The sequence below is a fragment of the Wolbachia endosymbiont (group A) of Cydia amplana genome, from assembly GCF_964028495.1.
Lineage (GTDB): Bacteria > Pseudomonadota > Alphaproteobacteria > Rickettsiales > Anaplasmataceae > Wolbachia > Wolbachia pipientis.
In genome coordinates this window covers 1,041,532-1,059,140 of record NZ_OZ034792.1, presented here as the reverse complement: position 1 = coordinate 1,059,140, position 17,609 = coordinate 1,041,532, and the positions used below count along the sequence as shown (strand labels likewise).

At 34.6% G+C, this 17,609-nt stretch carries 14 protein-coding genes and 1 tRNA gene; 13 read left to right on the top strand and 2 right to left on the bottom strand.

From position 1 onward, the window contains the following. From lgt to dapA, 8 genes are all read left to right on the top strand, one after another. Complete coding sequence (gene lgt, locus ABWU40_RS05245) at positions 1 to 792, top strand: prolipoprotein diacylglyceryl transferase (RefSeq protein WP_015589191.1); 792 nt, start codon at positions 1 to 3, stop codon at positions 790 to 792. Positions 793 to 1,482: 690 nt separating this feature from the next. Then, a complete protein-coding gene (locus ABWU40_RS05240; RefSeq protein WP_015589192.1) occupies positions 1,483 to 3,228 on the top strand; it encodes a type I secretion system permease/ATPase in 1,746 nt (581 codons plus the stop codon). A 466-nt stretch (positions 3,229 to 3,694) separates the two neighbouring features. Continuing rightward, positions 3,695 to 5,134, top strand: coding sequence for a hypothetical protein (locus tag ABWU40_RS05235; protein WP_353279157.1), 1,440 nt, complete (start codon positions 3,695 to 3,697; stop codon positions 5,132 to 5,134). 4 nt (positions 5,135 to 5,138) lie between these two features. After that, positions 5,139 to 5,747 (top strand): hypothetical protein, encoded by a 609-nt coding sequence (locus ABWU40_RS05230; RefSeq protein ID WP_015589194.1) that lies wholly within the window; start codon positions 5,139 to 5,141, stop codon positions 5,745 to 5,747. Between the two features lie 4 nt (positions 5,748 to 5,751). Then, entirely contained in the window at positions 5,752 to 6,567 is an 816-nt protein-coding gene (locus ABWU40_RS05225) for a hypothetical protein (RefSeq protein WP_065094808.1), read from the top strand. 13 nt (positions 6,568 to 6,580) lie between these two features. Further along, a tRNA-Arg gene (locus ABWU40_RS05220) sits at positions 6,581 to 6,654 on the top strand. Between the two features lie 67 nt (positions 6,655 to 6,721). Further along, a complete protein-coding gene (gene ssb / locus ABWU40_RS05215) occupies positions 6,722 to 7,204 on the top strand; it encodes a single-stranded DNA-binding protein (RefSeq protein WP_010082448.1) in 483 nt (160 codons plus the stop codon). 9 nt (positions 7,205 to 7,213) lie between these two features. Further along, positions 7,214 to 8,095, top strand: coding sequence for a 4-hydroxy-tetrahydrodipicolinate synthase (gene dapA, locus ABWU40_RS05210; RefSeq protein WP_015589196.1), 882 nt, complete (start codon positions 7,214 to 7,216; stop codon positions 8,093 to 8,095). Between the two features lie 38 nt (positions 8,096 to 8,133). Here dapA and ligA read toward each other — a convergent pair whose 3' ends face one another. Together ligA and ABWU40_RS05200 are read right to left on the bottom strand one after the other, a co-directional pair. Next, complete coding sequence (gene ligA / locus ABWU40_RS05205; RefSeq protein ID WP_353279156.1) at positions 8,134 to 10,122, bottom strand: NAD-dependent DNA ligase LigA; 1,989 nt, start codon at positions 10,120 to 10,122, stop codon at positions 8,134 to 8,136. After that, positions 10,115 to 10,273: a hypothetical protein gene (locus ABWU40_RS05200; RefSeq protein WP_353279155.1), complete on the bottom strand. Its 159-nt coding sequence runs from the start codon at positions 10,271 to 10,273 to the stop codon at positions 10,115 to 10,117. Before ABWU40_RS05200 ends, ligA begins: the two co-directional genes overlap by 8 nt. A 63-nt stretch (positions 10,274 to 10,336) precedes the next feature. Between ABWU40_RS05200 and gltX the strand changes: the two genes are divergently transcribed. The 5 genes from gltX (at position 10,337) to rplI (ending at position 17,421) form a co-directional block, all read left to right on the top strand. Continuing rightward, positions 10,337 to 11,659, top strand: coding sequence for a glutamate--tRNA ligase (gene gltX / locus ABWU40_RS05195; RefSeq protein WP_015589198.1), 1,323 nt, complete (start codon positions 10,337 to 10,339; stop codon positions 11,657 to 11,659). A 773-nt stretch (positions 11,660 to 12,432) separates the two neighbouring features. Continuing rightward, a complete protein-coding gene (gene dnaE / locus ABWU40_RS05190) occupies positions 12,433 to 15,762 on the top strand; it encodes a DNA polymerase III subunit alpha (RefSeq protein ID WP_015589199.1) in 3,330 nt (1,109 codons plus the stop codon). A gap of 48 nt (positions 15,763 to 15,810) precedes the next feature. After that, positions 15,811 to 16,584, top strand: coding sequence for a 30S ribosomal protein S6 (locus ABWU40_RS05185; RefSeq protein ID WP_065094495.1), 774 nt, complete (start codon positions 15,811 to 15,813; stop codon positions 16,582 to 16,584). Next, on the top strand, positions 16,584 to 16,859 hold the full coding sequence (gene rpsR, locus ABWU40_RS05180) for a 30S ribosomal protein S18 (RefSeq protein ID WP_007548890.1): 276 nt from the start codon (positions 16,584 to 16,586) through the stop codon (positions 16,857 to 16,859). Before ABWU40_RS05185 ends, rpsR begins: the two co-directional genes overlap by 1 nt. 7 nt (positions 16,860 to 16,866) lie before the next feature. After that, positions 16,867 to 17,421 carry a 50S ribosomal protein L9 gene (gene rplI / locus ABWU40_RS05175; protein WP_141457004.1) on the top strand — a complete coding sequence of 185 codons (555 nt, stop codon included), beginning with the start codon at positions 16,867 to 16,869 and terminating at the stop codon, positions 17,419 to 17,421. Positions 17,422 to 17,609: the final 188 nt, after the last annotated feature.

Below are 17,609 nucleotides of genomic sequence, written 5' to 3'. Positions count from 1 at the left end.
ATGTCTTTAAATCCAGTAATTTTCAGCATCGGTCCTGTTTCTATATATTGGTATTCCTTAGCCTACGTTTTGGGTATAGTGTTTGCATATTGGTATTTACATAGGCTAGATGACCAAAAAATATTTACTAAGAATTTTTACGATTCGTTATTAACAGCCACTATTATAGGTATTATCCTTGGAGGTAGACTTGGCTACGTATTGATATATGATCCAGTTCTTTATATAAGCAACCCTATCGAGATATTGAAGACCTGGGAAGGAGGGATGTCATTTCATGGCGGTGCTATAGGAGTTTTGCTTGCAGTAATAATCTCCTGCAGAAGACATAACATTCCTATATTTTATGCACTGGACCTAGTTTCTTGCGGAGTTCCCATAGGTTTATTTTTAGGTCGCATAGGCAATTTTATAAACGGAGAGTTATTTGGCAGAGTTACAACTATGCCATGGGGTATGGTATTTCCAGAGAGTGGTGATAATTTGCTGCATCATCCAAGCCAGCTTTATGAGGCACTTTTTGAAGGACTGCTACTTTTTGCAGTTGCAAATTCACTGTTTTTCTTAACTAGAATAAGACTGTATCACGGTGCGTTAACTGGTATTGCAGTTATGTGGTATGGAATAGCACGTTTTTTCGTTGAGTTTTTTCGCGAACCAGACTATCAAATTGGCTATTTGTGGCTTGATTTAACTATGGGGCAGTTGCTTTCTATACCTATGGTTTTGCTAGGAATGCTTGTATATCTAGGCGCATTAAATTTAAAATTTAATACGAAATCTGTCACATAGAGAAAAGGTGAGTTCAATAGAAAAATGTAGCCAGAAGCCCCACATTATGCACAATTGTACGAATTTTCTGCGTTGCAGTAGAATGAATCGGTGGGCTTTGTTGCATCGCTAGCTATGATGGATTAAAGATAAAAAAGGTGGAGAATATCAGTAGCTTATTATTCTGGTATTTATAACAAGAACGGTCAGTGAATACCTAAATTTGAGTAAAAGAAATTTCACTACCACTCACTAATCTGGCTAAAATTCAAGAATTTCAATGCTTTAGCTATTTTCAATAGAATTAAATTTATTAATATAAATAACAAATTACTATTCTTAAATTTGATCAGATTGATTGCAAAAAAACAAGATTTTCAATAAGTTGCTTATAATCCTAATTATAGTTAGCCTTTCATAAGTAGCGATGCAACAAAGCCATCCCAGTGTCAGCTACTTTCATGACACCATTTGCTGTGCAGTTTACCTTCAAAAATGAATGTTCGTACAGCTATGGAATGAATCGCGGTATGACGTAGCTTCGCTATAGGCAATGAAGGAAATATTAACTATACTTCTTTTTACCATTGTTTATATTTCCTATTCACATATATTAATATTTTACTCACTTAAAGTAAGCTAACTACCGTTATTAATATTTTTGTAATAAAAATTGTATATGGTGCATGTAATCAAATTAAGAGGAAGATTGTGGAAATTACGCCATCAATAAAAAAAGAATTGAAGCAAAGTACTCTATATGTTTGCCTAGAAAAATGCAAAAGTGCATTTTGGTTTATCTTTTGGTTTAGTGCGGGAATCAATTTATTAATGTTATTCCTACCACTTTATACCTCTCAAGTGCTTGATCGGGTGATATCGAGCGAAAGTGTATCAACACTAACTATGCTGACAATTATCACTTTATCTGCATTTGCATGTTCTGCAATGCTTGAAACTTGTCGATATTTAGCCATGGCAAAAATAGGTGATTGGATCGATAAAACTGCAACACCAGATCTGATAGTAAGGTCAATCAGGCTAACGTCAGTGCAGAGCTCAACTTCAAGTGGTGAAGCAATACGAGATCTCGGAGTGATAAAAAATTTCATTACAGGAAATGGTATATTCTCACTGTTTGATACTCCATGGTCGTTAATTTACCTTGTTGTGATTTTCATGATACATACCTCCACGGGGTTTATAGCTATTACTGGAATTATTATATTAGTCTCTATGGCAATATGGAATGAACTTGCCACTAAACGAATATTACAAGAAACCAACGAAGAAACTATACGGAATATCAATGCTATAGATGTTGCAACAAGAAATGCAGAAGTGGTTGAAGCTATGGGCATGTCAGAATTCATAGTCTCTGATTGGTGTAAACGAAATGATCAGAACCGAGCAATGCAAATTAAAGCACAAAATCGCTCTAATGTAATTACTGGAATCACTAAATTTTTGCGCTCAACTCTGCAAATATCAGTGATTGGAACAGGTGCATTACTTGCAATCACAGCTCATAAGACTGCCGGTAGCATCATCGCTGCTTCAATTTTAATGGGTAGAGTATTAGCACCATTTGATGCTGCGGTTCATACTTGGAAGTTTTTAAATCAGGCTAGAATGTCATATGGAAGGCTACAAAGACTTATATTAACATCGCCAAAAAGAGAGCAAACGATGGCTCTACCAGAACCTGAAGGAAAATTGGAATTTGATAGAGTATTTTTTACTCCTTATGGAAGCAATAAGCCGACAGTAAAAGGAATATCATTCATTATAGATCCTGGAGATGTAGTTGGTGTTATTGGTGCAAGTGCTTCTGGTAAATCCACTATCGCAAAATTAACTGTTGGTGTATGGAAGCCAATATCTGGTGTAGTCAGACTAGATGGCGCTGATGTATATACTTGGAATCGAGAAAATTTTGGTAATTATGTTGGCTACTTACCTCAGGATATTGAGTTATTTAACACTAGTGTCAAAGCTAATATTGCTCGCATGAGGCCAGATCCAAATCCTGAAGAAATAATCAAAGCAGCAAAAATTGCAGGAATACATGAACTAATACTAAGCTTACCAAATGGATATGATACAACAATAGGAGGTCCTGGAGGAGTAACGCTCTCTGGCGGCCAAAAACAGCTTCTTGGACTTGCCAGAGCTTTTTATGGTCACACAAAACTTTTAGTACTTGATGAACCAAACGCTAACTTAGATAGCAATGGAGAGGCATGCTTAATTAATGCAATTGGCATTGCAAGAAAACAAAATACTACTACTGTTATCATCACTCACAAGCTACCGTTATTGTCCGTAGTTGATAAGGTGATCCTCATGTCAGATGGTGTCATTTACGCTATGGGACCAAAAGATGAGATTTTGAGCAAATTAGTTGCTCCATCATCAAGTACCACAGAAGATGAGCGCTCTTCAGCAAATGGTTAGTTTATAGCCTTTCTTATAATAGTCCGAATGCGATAAGATATGTGTTTATGGCTATAGCAGGCCAGTAGCATATTACGGTCTGTTCGGATTATTGTAAAAAGAGCTATACTTACAATAAATTCTGTATCTGAAATAACAACTGTTCCAGAAAAATATATATTTCTTTACCATTAGAAATAATATTACAAGAATAGTAAATAGATTAATAACTCTTATTAATTAAAGTCAATCGGCAGATATAGCCAAAGTGGCTTAGGTTTACCTACAATTTGAAAAACAACAAATTCGTCTTAATGAATTTTCTTAATTTGTTATCTAAATAACTTAATATTAGTGGTAATTTTATAAAAAAAATTATAATATAAATAATGTTGCTGCGAAAATTTATAACAATATTTCCCTCTAACGTTTAATGAATTTCAATAAATTGCCTTTTTAATTCTAGATAAGTATATGCTTTGTTAATATGTTTAGTTCAAAATCCAAAAGTAAGTTTATGCTTTCTATTGGAGAAGAAGGCATAATGTTACTATATTTTAAAAATAATACTTTAAATAAAAGGTATTTTGTTAAGGGCAAAAACGATAAAGCAGTTTCCGATTTAATTTCATGTCTTTCGTCAGATAAAAAAGCACCTTTATACCTGGTGCTTAATCATGCAGATCAAAATTACTCGCTACAGTTTATTACAAGGGCAAACAAGATTAGTGCCTATCTATCAGCAAAAACAAAGATGGAGCATTTTTCTCGTAATAATGACATAAGTTCAGTTTTTTTGGTTGAGAAGCCAAACAAATTCAATCAAAACTGGTGCTATCTTCTTGTTTCATCAAAAGCAAAGCATTTAGTAGAATATTGGTTGAATGTGTTTATTGAGATAGGCTCCAACTTTAAGGGAATATTAATGTTTCCTATAGAAATAAGTAATATAACAAAAAAGATTCTACATAAAGATCCTAATAATTGGAAAATTATAGTTGCTGCAACTAAAACGGGAGGCTATAGACAAGTGGTTCTTAAAGAGAATAAAATGGTATTTACGCGCTTAACATCATTTACTAATGATAATTTACCAGGAATTATCGCTGGTGGAATATATCAGGAAGTGCAAGATACTATTCGATCCTTAACTAAGTTTGGGTTTGAAAAAAATAACCCTATCGACCTTTGTATCATAGTGTCAGAAGATATCAAAGCTAGTTTATCAGTCATAAATTTTTCAGAGAACAGTGTGAACATATTAACTCCATATGAGTTAGGCAAACTATTAGGAGCAGAACTAGCTATAAGTGAAAAAGATAACTTTTGCGATACCATAATTTTGTTTCATAGCTTTAAGAATAAATTAGCAGCTATTTTTAATACAAAGGAAACTAAAGAATTTTATCTATTCAATTACCTTTATTTAAACTCTCCTCGAATTTTTCTATACTTCGCCCTGGTTTTAGTTATAACAAACACCCTTTGTTTGCTAAATTTGTATTCAAATTTCAATGTCGCTGATAATTTATCAGCAAAGCAGGACACCTTAAATAACCAATTAACAAAACTTAGCCAAAGCTATAATGTAAAAAAAATAGATGAAATTTATGATTTTATTAATATCAATAATATTTTATCAAAAATAGAATACTCTCCTCTTACACAAGTTAAGTATGTAGAAAAGTTAAAAATACCAGGTATAGAGCTTCGATCATTTGAATGGAATTATAATGAGGCAAAAAGTTATATTACCACAACTTTAAAGTTTAATTTTCAATCCGGTAAAAATATTTCTCATCAATACGAGAAACTACGAAAAAATTTAAACGATAATTTTCGTACCTATGACATTAATATTTCTAGCTTACCTGCTGCTAAAGAGCAAAATCTATCTATTGATGTTGAAATAGGAGAGGCAATGTAGATTAATGACTATCTCTCAATTAAAAAGAAAAGCTACAATTCAGTTTATATCGTATTTGTTATTATCTGTTGGATTAATAGGGTTATTAACATATGTTGTTATCTATAACGAAAAGATTTATAATAAAAACCAAATTGCGATTGATAAAATACGTTCTATTAATTTACAGATTACTGGAATTCAAAAAAAGGAAGTTGTTCTAAATAAAAACCTAGATTTATGGAAAAAAATTTCTTCTTCAAATTTACATAGTAGCAGATACATTGCAAATTTAAATTTCGAGCTTAGCAAGTTATATAAAAAGCACTATATATTAGAACCTGAAATATCAATTTCTATACCCGAAGAAGTTGAGCTCCACAACAAAAGTGAACGCACAAAAGTAATAAAAAGTGAAGTGGTCCTAAATTTAAGCTCAATCAGCGATAAGCATATTTTTTTATTTCTACAGTCTATTCCAAATCTGCCCGGTTATGTTATGATCAAATCTCTTATTTTAAATAAGCAGAGAAATATTGATGCTGCAACTATGAATCAGATTTTGAATGGTAATATGATAGAGATAGTGAGAGCTAATATAGTCTTTGATTGGTATACTATATTAAGTAGATAAGGTGATGAACATAAAGCTGTTTTTTATTTTTACGCTACTCATTTCCAATGTTAATGCATATTGCAGTTGTGAAGATATCATAGAAAGCATAGAAATTTGTAAGGAGTATTCTTGCCGACAATATATTGGCAATGAAGATTTTATTGAGCATAAAATATTAGGATTAAATAGTGGAAATTTATGCGTATATATAGAAAAACAAGGTAATGATGAAATGGTTTGTCATCATTCTCAGTATGGAATGATGATAGAAAAAAGATATTTTGAAAGTATTCTTAAAGTTGGCAATCAAGAAATCGACGATTTTATTGATATAGCAAATTTGCGTGCAAAAGAGTGTTTCTTTATCAACAATCAAAAACTAAGCTATACAGATCGGGACGATATAATAAGAGAAGCAGTGGAAAGTGACTTTGACGTTTTGTCACAATATAGTAACGTAAAAAGCATTTTTTTTGATGAAGAGCCAGTTAATAGAATGGTCAATGAAATGGAAAAGTTCAATTTACGATCTTCAAGAGCTGTAAAAGAGGAGGTATCAGATAATTTCAACTGTAAGGTAGTGAGTTTAGACTCAATTTTATATCTTTCTCCCGATACATGGAAAATATGGGTAAATGGAAAACTGTTTATAAATACTAAGGATTTAAAAGTGCACTCAGTCACTGAAAATTATGTAACTTTTGTATGGACCGTAGATCAAAAAGCAATAAAAAAGCATGCGAATGATTCTCAAAATGTATATTTTGGATATGGGAGTATTATGTTTACGCTTTATCCAAAACAAAAATTTGACTTGGATGGCTTATCTATTAAATAACTTAAATATATATGCGCTTGTAGCTCAGTTGGATAGAGCGTTGCCCTCCGGAGGCAAAGGCCGTGGGTTCGAATCCCTCCAAGCGCACTTTTAATTAAATTTGACAATAGTATTTTCACATAAGATAATAAAAGGATTTATTTAGAGCATAATTATGTCTGGTGGTACCATAAACAAAGTCATACTAGTTGGTAATTTAGGAAAAGATCCTGAAATTAGGACTACACAAAATGGAAAAGAAATGGCAAGTTTTTCAATAGCCACGTCTGAAAGTTGGACTGACAAACTTTCCGGTATGCGCTCTGAAAAGACAGAGTGGCATAATATCGTAATTTTTAGTGAAGGATTAGTAAAAATCGTCAAAGATTTTGCACGCAAAGGTAGTAAAGTTTATGTTGAAGGTTCTTTGAGAACTAGAAAATGGACTGACCAAAACGGTGGTGAAAGATACACAACAGAGGTGGTTCTATATAATTTTAATAGCGCTCTTACTCTCTTGGATTCACGAAATAGTGCGCCAAATTCTGATTACAAGCCAAGTGAATACAAACAAGGTGAAACAGAACAAAAAGATAAACACGAAAGTTTTGACAACGATATAAAAGATGAACTACTCGACGATGAAATACCATTTTAACAATTTAAATTGAAATCTACATTTTTATGGACTGCTTGTGTTACTCCTTTTAATTGCAATGGAGATAGTATAGATTATAGCAGTTTGCAGCGTTTACTGACAATGCAAGTTAAAGCTGAAAATGGCGTAGTGTTGCTGGGTAGCACAGGTGAGAGCCTATCGCTTACTGATTCTGAAAAGCGTACATTAGTTGAATTCGTATGTAAGCTAAAATTAAATACGAAAATTATAATTGGCGTACCAGGAGTGAATCTATATCAGACTCTTGAATGGCTTGATTTTTGCAAGGGTATGCCTATTCATGGCTATCTAATGACAACTCCCATTTATGCAAAGCCCGGAATTATGGGGCAGACTTTATGGTTTGAAAAGCTGCTTGAGAAAGCACATGTGCCGGTTATGTTTTACAATATTCCATCAAGAGCAGGAATAAATCTTCACGCTGAAACTGTACGCAACTTATCTAGTCACGAAAAATTTTGGGCTATCAAAGATTCAAGTAGCACTGTTGATACTTTAGCTCAGTATAAGAAAGTTGCACCAAATATTGAGGTCTTTTGTGGAGATGATAATATGATATCCGATATGGCCGCTTATGGTGCGGCTGGCCTGGTTTCCGTTGCTTCCAATGTTTGGCCATATGTAGCACATGAATATGTTAAGAAGTGCCTCAATGGCAGGAACCCTCAGGCAGATATCTGGCAACAGGCTTGCGAAGCGTTATTTACTGCCAGCAACCCAATACCTACTAAAGCACTTTTGCATGATATTGGTCTTATAGAACATCAAACTGTCCGCCTACCGCTCAGCACAGAAGACTTGCCTTCTGTTGAAAAATTGAGGCAAGTCAATAAAATGATTCTTGGATGGAAAGAATTGGCTACTCTCTAAATAGTCTTGCAACTTTGATTTAATATACAATCCAAGTTTCATTTGAACACTCCCAAACTTATCACTTTATGCCACTGGTCTTCATCTAAAATTTCTACACCTAATTCCACTGCCTTTTTATATTTGGATCCTGGTTTTTCTCCTGCAATTAGGTAGTCAGTTTTAGCAGAAAGATGTGAGCTGACCTTTGCTCCCAGAGTTTTGGCTCTTACTTTTGCCTCTCCTCTACTCACAGCAAGTAGCTTACCAGTAAACACTATAATTTTATTATTTAAAACAGAGTTACTAGAGTTGGAGCTCACAGGAAGAATTTGAAGACAAGCAGTAAGATCATTTAACATTTTGATGTTATGTTCCTTAGAAAAAAATGATTCCAAAGATTCAGCCACTTTTTTTCCTATGCCGTCTATACTGACTAGCTCAGTATTATCTGATGACAGTTCAATCATCGAATTATACCAGTTATTATAAGAAACATAATAATCTGCAAGCAATTCTGCTGCAACTTGACCAATAAATCTAATACCTAAAGAAAATATAAACCTATCTAGAGTTATTACCCTTCTGCTTTGTATAGAATTTAACAAATTAGCTATAGATTTCTCGCCCCAGCCAGACTGTCCTTCCAGATTAAATTCATCCAATTTTTCTTCTAAAGTAAAAATATCATGGATTTGTTTTATCAGACCAAGGTCGTAAAAAAACTCTATCTGCTTATCACCAAGGCCAACAATGTCAAATGCATCTTTCGATACAAAATGCTTTAGTTTTTCTATTATTTGAGCTTTACAGGCAAATTCCTCAGGACATCTTACTGCCGCCTCTCCCTCAACCTGACGTACTTTACTACCACATTCAGGGCATACTTCAGGAAACACAAATTCAGGTGTATTTGGAAGACGAGAATCTCTGCTTACTTCAACGATCTGGGGAATTACATCACCTGCTCTTTTGATTGTTACAATATCTCCCTCTCTTATGTCTTTACGTTTTATCTCATCTTGGTTATGCAGACTTGCTCTACTAACTAGCACCCCACCAATATTGACTGGCACTAAATCTGCAACTGGAGTTAAAACCCCTGTTCTGCCCACCTGTATAAATATCTTATTTAACTTTGTTTTTGCATAAACCGCAGAAAACTTGTATGCAAGTGCTGAGCGCGGTGCTTTGTGAGTATTCCCTAGACGATTTTGTAGTACCAAATCATTTACTTTATAGACTATTCCATCAATATCATAATCCAAGTTATAGCGACAGTTATAGACCTCGTTATAGAACTTCAGCATTCCATCTAAACTACTCGTTAAGGACTGATGCTCATTTACGCAAAAACCAAGTGCCTCAAGCTTATTTAGTACCTCACTTTGACTTTTCTCTGCTCCACCAATTAAAGAATAAGCAAAATATCTAAGTGGTCTACTTGCTGTAATGTTTGCATCCAATTGCTTCAGAGAACCAGCGGCTGCATTTCGAGGATTGGCAAATTCATCGTTTTCATTTAACTTTAAAAAGTCGCTGTTACCGATGTATATTTCACCTCTTACTTCTAGTCTTCCTTGCACACCTTGCAAAAACTTAGGAAAGCCTTTTATTGTTGCAACATTGTGAGTGACATCTTCCCCTACAAAACCATCACCTCGAGTTGCAGCTTTAACAAATCTTCCATCCTCATAAATTGCAGAAAACGACAACCCATCAATTTTTGGCTCACATAATATCTCTATTTTGTCCTCAATTAAAAACCTCTTTATTTTAGACAAAAATTTCTCTACACCTTGTTCATCATAAGCATTCTCAAGAGAAAGCATAGGTTCTTGATGTTCCACCTTAGAAAACCTCTCATCAGGTGGAGCACCAACACTATCTTGTGTTGCATAAATTTCTGGCTCTATTTCAGCTAACTTTTTCTTCAGTTCATCATATTCAGCATCACTTATTTCTGGCTTATTTTTTTGGTGATACAAAACATTATGATAATTTATTTGATCTTGCAGTTTTTCTCTCATCTTTTCTAAGTTAGTCATGATACCAATATAATGCTACATTAGCCTTTGTCGTCAAGCTGTGAATTTTCTTGAATTTATCATATGGTCTTAATCCATCAAATATCAAAGGTGCCACAATGCTATAGCCATACTTATTCTTCTCTCGCTCAATTGTATTAGCAGATTTCACTTGCTTTAGCCATATATTTATATAAAATTAAAATAAATTAGAGTAAACAATATTGCTGTTTAAATGCTAACAAGATTCGCTCCAAGCCCAACTGGCTACCTCCACGTAGGAAACGTACGAACTGCCTTGGTTTGTTGGATGTACACACGCAATCAAAATGGAAAATTTTTACTCCGTTTTGATGATACTGACCTTCAGCGTTCAGATGTCAAATATATAAATGATATCATACAAGATTTGAAATGGATTGGTATCAATTGGGATGCAAGTTTCAAGCAATCAGAGCGCTTTGAGCGTTACAATGAGGTGTTTTTGCAGTTAATAAAAGAAGGGCATATTTATGCATGCTATGAAACAAGAGAAGAGTTAGACATTAAACGAAAATTGCAGTTAAAACAAGGACTTCCCCCTGTATATGACAGAAGCGCGTTACTTCTAACTGAGCAAGAGAAAATTAGTTATGAGCAAGAAGGAAGAAGACCACATTTTAGATTTAAGTTGGATAGAAATGAGGTTGTTAAATGGAATGATGAAGTTAAAGGTGAAATAAATATTGCAACCAGTAGCATAAGTGACCCTGTGGTAAAAAGAGAAGATGGAATTTACACATACATGTTACCTTCTGTTATTGATGATGTTGACTTTAATGTAACCCATGTTGTACGCGGGGAAGATCATGTAACTAATACCGCAGTTCAGCTCCAAATGATTAAAGCATTAAAAGCGAAAATCCCTACATTTGCTCACCTTTCTCTGCTACATTTTGATGATAGCAAGATATCCAAGCGAGCCGGCGTGCTAGATATCAAATCTATAAAAGAAGATGAAATTGAACCGATGGCACTAGTTAGTTATTTAGTGAAGCTCGGAACATCCAATCCAATTGAAGCTTGTGCCTGTATGCAATCTTTGATTGATTCATTTAATATTAAAAAATTTAGCTCAGCATCTGTACAATTCAGCTTGAGTGAAATATATAAGCTAAATAGCAAAGTTCTGCAACAAATGCCATTTGAAATGGTGCAAGACCGTTTAAATCAAATTGGAGTGGACTCCTCAGAGTTTTGGTATTTTATAAGGAACAATATAGAAAGGTTTTCTGAGGTGGCCAAGTGGTGGAAAATATGCAAATCTGATATAGAGCCTGTGATTCTTGATAAGGAGCTTATAAAAATTGCGTTCAATGCATTGCCCCAAGGTGATTGTAATGAAAACACGTTGTCAGAATGGGTCAAAACTATTCGACAAACAGTGGATATAAAGGCAAAAAACCTATTTACGCAGTTGCGTTCAGCTTTAACAGGAACAGAAACAGGACCAGAGCTCGCTAAACTATTAATTTTTATCGGCAAAGAAAATATCATTGCAAGGTTAAAAGAAAAGTGAAAACTAAAGAATTATAGCTAATGCAATCCCTACGTCATACCGCGATTCATTCGCGGTATCCCTTAACATAGATCCCGCTAACACGTAGCGGGATGACGAGCTTATCGTCACGCCGCCACGAACCGTCATACCGCGATTCATTCGCGGTATCTCAGCCGCTAACAAGAGATCCCGCTAACAAGCAGCGGGATGACGGTTGTCGTTTAGCCATAAACATTAAGAAATTTACCAAATAAAAAAAAAGGCAAAAGAAGCCCCGTGGTTATTATCCGCTTTAAAATATTGGCGTTTTTTATGTTTTAAACGCTTGACAAGCGAGATTCAGCCGCTTTTAATTGCAACTAACTTACGCTGCAAATGTTTAAGAAATTTACTAAGCAGAAAAAAAGACAAAGAATCCCCGAGTTAGCTAGTCTTTTACTATCTCTGTCGAGTATTGGCATTTTTTGATGTCTTGTAACGCTTTATAAGCGCGTTCAGCTTATTTAGATAAAAATCTAGATGTAGATGAAGTTTTGTAAAGACATACAGTATCTATATACTGCAAAAAATTGAACATAAGACGCCGATACATTAAGTAATCCTTACCTTTTAATCTGCAGATTGGCGAAAGCAAATACAATAGCTTCACTATCATGATAAGGGCGCTGGTGGAGTTTGTCAAGTAAGTTTTTGTATTTTAATTTTAGAATTTTATAGGCTTTTGTTCTCATGAAAATTATGTTCTCATGAGTAAATTAATGTTATCCTTTTTTGTTGATCTAAAGTTTCTTATGTTCATACACTTACGTGTTCATAGTGTTTATTCGCTGCTTGAAAGCTCGGTTAAAATTGAGGAGCTGATCGGCCTTTGTTTGCGAAATAAAATGCCAGCGGTTGCAATTACTGATTCAGGTAATTTATTTGGTTCACTTGAGTTTGCAGAATATGCGGCAAGTAGGGGAATACAGCTAATAATAGGATGCAATATTATAGTTAAACATTCAGAACAAAATTTACCTATATTATTGCTTGCAAAAAATGAGCAAGGGTACACTAATTTAGTCACTTTGGTGAGTGAGTCTTTTAGAAAGCGCAAGAATAACAGCGATATTCCTTACGTTGATTTTGATGAGCTATTGAATTTAAGTACGGGTCTGATCGCTTTAACCGGTGGATGTTTGGCTCAACTATTGTTGGGGCAAGATAAAGAAACGGTTGAAAAACTGCTTTCAGCATTTAATGGTCATTTATATGTTGAATTGCAGCGTCATGGGCTGAGCAAGGAGCTAGAGCTTGAAGAAACTTTAATAGATTTTGCTTATCAGCACAATATACCACTGGTTGCAACAAATGATGTATTCTTTACAAATAGATCTGACTATGAAGCTTATGATATATTAACGTGTATATCAGAGGGTAGTTATGCTCTCGAAAATAACAGGAAAAAGCTAACCTCTGAGCATTATTTCAAATCTGTGGCAGAAATGGAGGAGCTGTTCAGTGATATTCCTGAAGCAATTCATAACACTTTAGTAATAGCTAAGCGGTGCTCTTACATGCCAAGAAGCAGGCAGCCTATTCTGCCTAAATTTCCTTGTAGAGAAAATAAAACTGAGAATGAAGAACTGAGGGAGCAGGCAGTTGCGGGATTAGAATTCCGCATTACGAATGAGACAGACATAGACCTTAAACAATACTACGATCGGCTAAATTACGAACTAAGCGTAATAACTTCAATGAATTATTCCGGGTATTTTCTAATAGTTTCTGACTTTATCCGTTGGAGCAAAGCAAATGGCATTCCAGTTGGTCCAGGAAGAGGCTCTGGTGCTGGATCAATTGTTGCTTGGGGCTTGCAGATTACAGACCTTGATCCAATAAAGTTTGGCCTAATATTTGAAAGATTTTTGAATCCTGATCGTGTATCGATGCCTGACTTTGATATCGATTTCTGCCAAGAGAAAAGGGACCTGGTTATTGATTATGTTCAGAAAAAGTACGGTTATGTTGCTCAAATAATCACTTTTGGAAAATTGCAAGCAAGGGCAGTATTGCGTGATGTTGGTAGAGTATTGCAAATGCCTTACTCTCAAGTGGATAAAATATCTAAAATGGTTCCATTTAATCCAGTAAATCCTGTAACTTTATCACAAGCGATAGAGTTTGATCAAAACCTGCAGAAAGAGCGGGATAGTGATGAGGTAATTGCAAAGCTTCTTGATATATCTCTTAAGCTTGAAGGAATATATCGTCACGTTTCAACCCATGCTGCTGGAATTGTAATATGTGATCAAAAGTTGGAAAATTTTGTTCCTGTGTACTACGATCCAAATTCGGCTCTGCCAATCACTCAATACAGCATGAAATATGTGGAGAAAGCTGGGCTAATAAAATTTGATTTTCTTGGGCTTGGTACGCTAACGCTAATAGATCATGTATGTCGTTTAATTAATCGTGATGGAAAAAAGATTGATATTTCTTCAGTTCCTTTAAATGACCAAAAAACCTATGAGATACTCTCAAGCGGTGATTCAATTGGAGTGTTTCAGCTTGAAAGTTCGGGAATGAGAGAAGCTTTAATTAAACTAAAACCGGACTGCATTGAAGATATTATCGCTTTAATTTCCCTTTATCGTCCAGGACCTATGGATAACATTCCAACTTATGTTGCAAGAAAACATGGACTTGAAAAGCCAGATTATATTCATCCGTTACTTGAGGAAGTATTAAAAGAGACATTTGGGGTAATAATTTACCAAGAACAAGTGATGGAAATAGCCCGTATTCTTTCCGGGTATAGCTTAGCGGAAGCAGATCTGCTGAGACGTGCCATGGGTAAGAAAATCAAGGAAGAGATGGATAAACAACGTGAACTTTTTGTCCAAGGGGCAACAAAAAATGGCGTTGATTATGACAGGGCAAGTTATATCTTTGACCTTGTTGCAAAATTTGCTGGTTATGGGTTCAATAAATCTCATGCTGCAGCATATGCGGTTATATCTTATCAAACGGCTTACCTTAAAGCTAATTATCCATTAGAATTTTTTACAGCACTAATGAATCTGAATATTGATGATAGAGATAAACTGAATTTATTTTATCATGCAGCAAAGTTTAGTGGCGTTACCGTTCTTCCACCTGATATAAACAAATCTAAAGCTGAATTCTCAATAGAGAACGAACGCATACGTTATGGTATTGCTGCCTTGAGGAATGTTGGTTTTTCTATAGCGGAAGGAATAGTGAACGTACGTTCAAGCGCTTGTAAGGACATATGGGAATTCATTCAAAATTCAGGTCATATAATAAATAAGAGAGCGCTAGAAAGCCTGATTAAATCCGGAGCATTCGATAGCGTGCATAAGAACAGAAAGCAGCTATATGAGTCAATGGACACGCTGATTTACTTTGCAAATAAAAACAAACAGGATAGAGAATCAAGTCAAGCTGCTTTGTTTGGTAGCCTTGATGTCCTCAAACCGAAACTTGAGAATGTGGAAGATTTTGATGAAGAGAAAAAATTAGAGCATGAGTTATTTTCACTAGGATTTTATTTAACTAATCATCCACTTGAAAAATTTAGAATTCTTCTGGAAAAGTTAAATATTGGGTTTATCGGAGAAAATAGAACAGCAAAAACTGCTGGGGTAATATTAAATGCACGTATGAGAACTTCAGAGCGTGGAAGGTTTGTTATCCTCACACTTTCCGATCCCCATAACGTTTCTGAAATAGCATTCTATAATAATGAAATAATAGAAGAAAAAAGAGATTTATTTTCACCAGGAACATTTGTGATAATTGATCTTGAAGCTTCGGAAAATACGACAAGATTAGCAGGCAAGGATATATCTGAGTTTACAAAAAGAATCGCTTCTACAATAAAAGAATTAGTTCTCACCACTGAGTGCACGGATTCGCAAAAAGCCGCTATGGAATTAAACGCAATATTGAAAGATGAAGGCAGAACCAAAATAATGCTAAGACTTCTTCTCGAAAAACATAAAGTGAGCATCTTATTACCAGGTGCGTACTCAATTGCTCCTCAAGTTATGTATGAAATATCTAACTTAAGCTGGATTAAAGGCGTAGAAATTAACACAAATAACTTGCTTATATAAAAAAGCTTTATATAATGAAATATTTAATCGGTATTAAAGGAAGATATAGTGAATCTTTATGAATTTACTTTTATAACACAACAAGGATTATTACAGCAAGAAGTAGAGGAAATGGTCCAAGAGCTAGCTGTTTCATTGAAAAATATTAAAGCAGATGTTATGTTCCAGCAAATCAGGGATATTCTGAAAAAAGGAAATGACAAGCTTACAACACAAGAGTTAGAAGTGCGTGCTGAAAACATTAAAGAAGGTCTAGTTGCTTACTCTGATTTCTTGGAAGATCTTACAAAAATTTTATGGGTTGAATTGGAAGAAGATCTTTCAAATTTGAAAGAAGTGAAGTCAAAAATCGATAAAGAGTTGAAAGATGACCTAAAAGATTTAGGAATAACGCAAGATTTTACAAAATTTCTAGGAGGCAGTACTAAAAGTGCGTTTATCCATAACGCAGTAAATGCTTTGAAGAGAAATATTTCAGAACATCTAATAAAGATTTTTCAAGATATTTTGAAAGATTTTAGAATAAACGGTCCAACTCAATCGAGCAAAGCGTTGGAAATGCTTTTGAAAAACATTGAAGCATCAGGATTAATCAAGTATGAACATTGGGGTCTTTTGGATTTTGCATATCACAAAAATAAAATGAAGAGCGGTCATTATTGTATAATGTGCATAAGTTCTACTGCAAGCATTCTGGATGAATTTATGCGTAGAATGAAACTTAATGAGAACGTTATTCGCCACTTTCCTGTGCAGGTTGATAAAATTTTTGAAGGTAAATCTCATATGATGAATAAACAAATTGAGGAGCAAAGCGCATAATGATGAAAAGACGAAATAGTTTTAATAATTCTTACGTATCTGTAAATAATAGGACTGGCTTTAGGCGTTCTAAAGTTTGCCCTCTTGCTGCGTCTAAAGATGAAGACATAGATTATAAGAATATAGATTTATTATCCAAGTTTACCTCTGACTATGGTAGGATATTACCTAGAAGATTAACAGGCGTATGTGCAAAAAAACAAAGGAAGTTACGCTTAGCGATCATAAGGGCACGTTTTTTAGCTCTTATTCCTTACTGTACTAAAAAAGTTTAGGTAATTTATGTTGATAATTTTAAAGGAAAATATAAGGACTTTAGGTAAGCTTGGTGAAGTTGTCAAAGTTAAACCAGGTTATGCACGTAATTTTCTTTTTCCACAAAGAAAAGCGGTGAAAGCTACCAAGGAAAATTTAACAAAGCTAGAGGAGCAACGTTTATTACTGGAAGAAGAGAATATAAAAAGATTAAATGTAGCAAAAGAGCTTGCATTGTCACTACATGATAAGTTTGTGGTATTGATAAAGCAAGCTTCAGAGGATGGTAAAATTTTTGGTTCTGTAACAACACGTGAAATTGCGAAAATTTTACTACAAGAAGGACATGTGATAGACCACCGTAGTTTATCTTTTGGTGGAGTAAGCATCAAAAACTTGGGTGAATACCAAGTAAACGTAGAATTACATAGTGAAGTAGTAGTACCAATTACTATATACGTCGTGAAATCCGAAACAGATGCAAATGAGCTAAGGCAAGTAAAATTGCAAAATCAGAAGTCTGAGCAACAAGAGGCAGAGCAAGATGCGAATAAAGAAGCTGCTGATGGTGATGATAGCTGATCAAAGATGATCCCTTGTTATAGCCGAAAAGAAATGTCTGCCATGGCTAAGCTGGTGTCATCCCAGTGCTTCCCTCATGTCATCCCAGTGCGTGACACTGGGATCCAGTTTATTTCATCATGGACATTATTTTATGCTTCTAGAATCCGTTGTCCATTGAATAATTTGCAAATACTTTTATACCTGGA